Raw genomic sequence first — 3,187 nt, 5'->3', positions numbered from 1 at the left:
CCCCGGACGGACCGGGGCGGCGGGGTTCGGAGGTTCAGGCCGGACCTGACCGGTGCCCGCCCGGGGTCGTCCCCCGAGCGGGCGCGCGGTGGGTCAGATGGCCACCTGGAGCGCGGCGACCTCGCCGGTCTTGGCGGTGACCGCGTTGTCGACGCTCACCCCGCCCGCGGCCAGCACCCGCACCGTCCAGTCGCCGTCGGCGGCGAAGAAGCGGAACACGCCCTCGTCACCGGTGACGACCTCGGCGGTGAACTCGCCGGTCGAGTCGAGCAGTCGCGCGTACGCGCTGGACACGGGAGCGCCGTCACGGGTGACGGTCCCCTGGATCACGGCCTCGTTGGTCAGGTCGACGGTCGCGGGAAGGTGCGCCGTCTGCTCCGGCGCTGCGCAGCCCTGGGTCATTGCTCCTCCATCTCCGTGCACACGGAAAGATTCGTTCCGCCGGCGGCGGTGGGGTGTCGTGCGGGTGTTACTCGGGCTCGCCGAGCACTGGTTACTTGGGCTCGCCGAGCTCGATCGGCACGCCGACCAGCGAGCCGTACTCGGTCCACGAACCGTCGTAGTTCTTCACGTTCGGCAGGCCGAGCAGCTCGCGCAGCGCGAACCAGGTGTGGGACGAGCGCTCGCCGATGCGGCAGTAGGCGATCGTGTCCTTGCTCAGGTCGACGCCGGCCTCGGTGTACAGCTCGCGGAGCTCGTCGTCGGACTTGAACGTGCCGTCGTCGTTGGCCGCCTTCGACCACGGGATGCTGCGCGCGGTCGGCACGTGGCCGGCCCGCTGCGACTGCTCCTGCGGCAGGTGCGCCGGGGCGAGCAGCTTGCCGCTGAACTCGTCCGGGGACCGGACGTCGATCAGGTTCTTGCTGCCGATCGCGTCGACGACCTCGTCGCGGAAGGCGCGGATCGTGAGGTCCTGCTCCTTGGCCTTGTAGTCGGTACGCGGACGCGACGGGACGTCCTCGACCAGCTCGCGGGAGTCCAGCTCCCACTTCTTGCGGCCGCCGTCGAGCAGCTTCACCTTGTCGTGCCCGTACAGCTTGAAGTACCAGTACGCGTACGCGGCGAACCAGTTGTTGTTGCCGCCGTAGAGGATCACCAGGTCGTCGTTGGCGATGCCCTTGCCGGACAGCAGCTGCTCGAAGCCGGTCTTGTCCACGAAGTCGCGGCGCACCGGGTCCTGCAGCTCGGTCTTCCAGTCGATCTTGACGGCGCCACGGATGTGGCCCTTGTCGTAGGCGGACACGTCCTCGTCCACCTCGACCAGGACCAGGCCCGGGTCGTCCAGGTGGGCCTCGACCCATTCGGTGTCCACCAGGACGTCGGAGCGGCTCATGCGGGAACCTCCCTGTCGGAGCGAATCTTCGCGGTGATACGTCGGAAGAGCGGATAAATCTCGCAGCCGAGGCAGAACCCGAACGCCGCGTTCAGGAACGCCGCCGCCAGCGCGAGGGCGGTGGCACCGATGCCGAGCCAGGTGATCCCCGTCCCGTATCCGACCGTCCCCACCACGGCGAAGACGAACCCGACGCCCTGCGCGAAGCGGGGCGGGGCCTCGTCCTCCAGTTCCGCGGGAGGAGCGAGCCGGGGGCGGATCAGCGCTTTGAACACCAGCCCGTACGGGGCGTACCGGAGGCCGAGGAACGCGCCGATGGCGAACACGACGGCCTGAGCGGCGAGCAGTGCCCAGCTTCCGGTCACCAGGACCGCGACGAGAACGACCGTCGTGACCGAGGCGCCGAAGCGCGGCCCACGCGGATCAACCTGCATCGGGGTGCTCCATGGCGGAGAGGAAGCGTGCGTACGAGCGTGGAAATCGGAAGAGCTCGGGGGCGGATGGGCTCGATGCCTCAGGCCGTGCGACAGAGCGAGGCGGCCACGCGGCAGAAGTCGACCGCGCGGCGCTTCGTGAGCATCTGCTCTGTCCAGTAACGCACGGACACGATGTTAAGCCGACAATCCACGCCCTGTCACATCCGTCTCGCCTTCCGAGACAGTGACATGTGTCTTATCCCAGGTCATCGGGGTACGGCTCACAGGTTGATCGGCCGCCTCCGGGTCTTGACAGCACCGTGACGGCCCCGCCCGGAGGGCCTTCCGGGCACGGCTCCCCGGCCTCCCGGCCACCGGACCGCGCCCGCGGGCTCGGTCACCGGGCCCGGTCACCGGGCTCGGGTCACGGGGCCGCGGTCACGGGGCCGCGGTCACGGGATCGCGGCGCCGAGGGCGGCGATCACGTCGGCCTTACGGGGCGCCCCGGCGGCGCGCCGGACGATCCGCCCCGCCCCGTCCAGGACGAGGACCGTCGGCGTCCGCACCACGTTCAGCCGGCGCACCAGCTCCAGGTGCGCCTCGGCGTCCAGCTCCACATGCGCGACGCCGTCCACCATCCCGGCGACCTCGCCGAGGACGCGCCGGGTCGTACGGCAGGGTGCGCAGAACGCGCTGGAGAACTGCACGAGCGTGGCCTTCGCGCCGAGTTCGGCGCCCAGCTCGTCGGGCCGCAGGGTCTCGCCCACCTGCTCGTCCACCTGCTCGCCCACCTGGCCGTCGCCGTCCTTCCGCCCGTCCCGGGTGGCGCCGCCGGCGCCCGGCACGGCGCGCAGCACGCCGTCACGGCGCCGCCGCACGAGGCCGAACACCGTCGCCGCGAGCAGCACCCCGAGGGCGACCAGAGCTCCTGTCATCACCTTGGGCAACCCGTCCGCGACCGCGTTTCTTCCACACCGCGAGCCTACGTGGGGATCGTGAGCAGCGGCTTCCCGTCCAGCCCGACGATCTCGAACGAGTAGAGCTGGCCGCGCGGGAACATCGTCGAGCCGTGGTAGTCGCCGTAGCCGGTGTCGTAGGGGACGGACCAGCTGCCGATGGCGTCCCGCCGCCCGTCCCTGGCGATCACCATCATCCGGCAGTGCTCCCCCTTCGGCACGCCCGACAGGTACAGCTCGACCTGGGTGCCCCACTCCTTGCGCTGGAGGAAGACGACGCCCTTGATCTTGTTGTCGGGGTTGACGGCGACGATCCGCTCGCCCCGGCCCGCCGGGGTCACGGCCGGCTCCGGCTCCGGCGGGGCCGACGCGGCGGGCGGGGACGCGCCCGGCGGGGACGCGGTGCGGCCGCCGTCGCCGGACGGCAGCACGAACCCGCCGAACAGCACGCCCGCGACCAGCAGCAGGCACGCGGCGGCGGC

General features: G+C 71.4%; 6 protein-coding genes. All 6 read right to left on the bottom strand.

The features are described 5' to 3' along the window. Positions 1 to 93 precede the first annotated feature (93 nt). Positions 94 to 402, bottom strand: a complete 309-nt coding sequence (locus ABZ914_RS49190; RefSeq protein ID WP_151539333.1) for a DUF1416 domain-containing protein — start codon at positions 400 to 402, stop codon at positions 94 to 96. A 91-nt stretch (positions 403 to 493) separates the two neighbouring features. Beyond that, complete coding sequence (locus ABZ914_RS49185) at positions 494 to 1,333, bottom strand: sulfurtransferase (protein WP_190856790.1); 840 nt, start codon at positions 1,331 to 1,333, stop codon at positions 494 to 496. Beyond that, positions 1,330 to 1,767 carry a DUF4395 domain-containing protein gene (locus ABZ914_RS49180; RefSeq protein ID WP_500201490.1) on the bottom strand — a complete coding sequence of 146 codons (438 nt, stop codon included), beginning with the start codon at positions 1,765 to 1,767 and terminating at the stop codon, positions 1,330 to 1,332. Before ABZ914_RS49180 ends, ABZ914_RS49185 begins: the two co-directional genes overlap by 4 nt. A gap of 80 nt (positions 1,768 to 1,847) precedes the next feature. Continuing rightward, on the bottom strand, positions 1,848 to 1,913 hold the full coding sequence (locus ABZ914_RS49175; protein ID WP_360761443.1) for a putative leader peptide: 66 nt from the start codon (positions 1,911 to 1,913) through the stop codon (positions 1,848 to 1,850). A gap of 288 nt (positions 1,914 to 2,201) precedes the next feature. Next, positions 2,202 to 2,684 carry a thioredoxin family protein gene (locus ABZ914_RS49170; protein WP_500201489.1) on the bottom strand — a complete coding sequence of 161 codons (483 nt, stop codon included), beginning with the start codon at positions 2,682 to 2,684 and terminating at the stop codon, positions 2,202 to 2,204. A gap of 47 nt (positions 2,685 to 2,731) precedes the next feature. Beyond that, on the bottom strand, positions 2,732 to 3,187 hold a 456-nt coding region (locus ABZ914_RS49165; RefSeq protein WP_500201488.1), incomplete at its 5' end, for a hypothetical protein.

Origin of the sequence: Spirillospora sp. NPDC046719, assembly GCF_040645715.1 — a bacterium.
In the GTDB taxonomy this organism is placed as follows: Bacteria; Actinomycetota; Actinomycetes; order Streptosporangiales; family Streptosporangiaceae; genus Spirillospora.
This window is presented reverse-complemented; position numbering and strand designations above follow the sequence as displayed.

Excerpts from the sequence above, each read along its gene's own strand:
- ABZ914_RS49190 (WP_151539333.1), bottom strand. The coding sequence starts at position 402 with ATGACCCAGGGCTGCGCAGCGCCGGAGCAGACGGCGCACCTTCCCGCG.
- ABZ914_RS49185 (WP_190856790.1), bottom strand. The coding sequence starts at position 1,333 with ATGAGCCGCTCCGACGTCCTGGTGGACACCGAATGGGTCGAGGCCCAC.
- ABZ914_RS49180 (WP_500201490.1), bottom strand. The coding sequence starts at position 1,767 with ATGCAGGTTGATCCGCGTGGGCCGCGCTTCGGCGCCTCGGTCACGACG.
- ABZ914_RS49170 (WP_500201489.1), bottom strand. The coding sequence starts at position 2,684 with ATGACAGGAGCTCTGGTCGCCCTCGGGGTGCTGCTCGCGGCGACGGTG.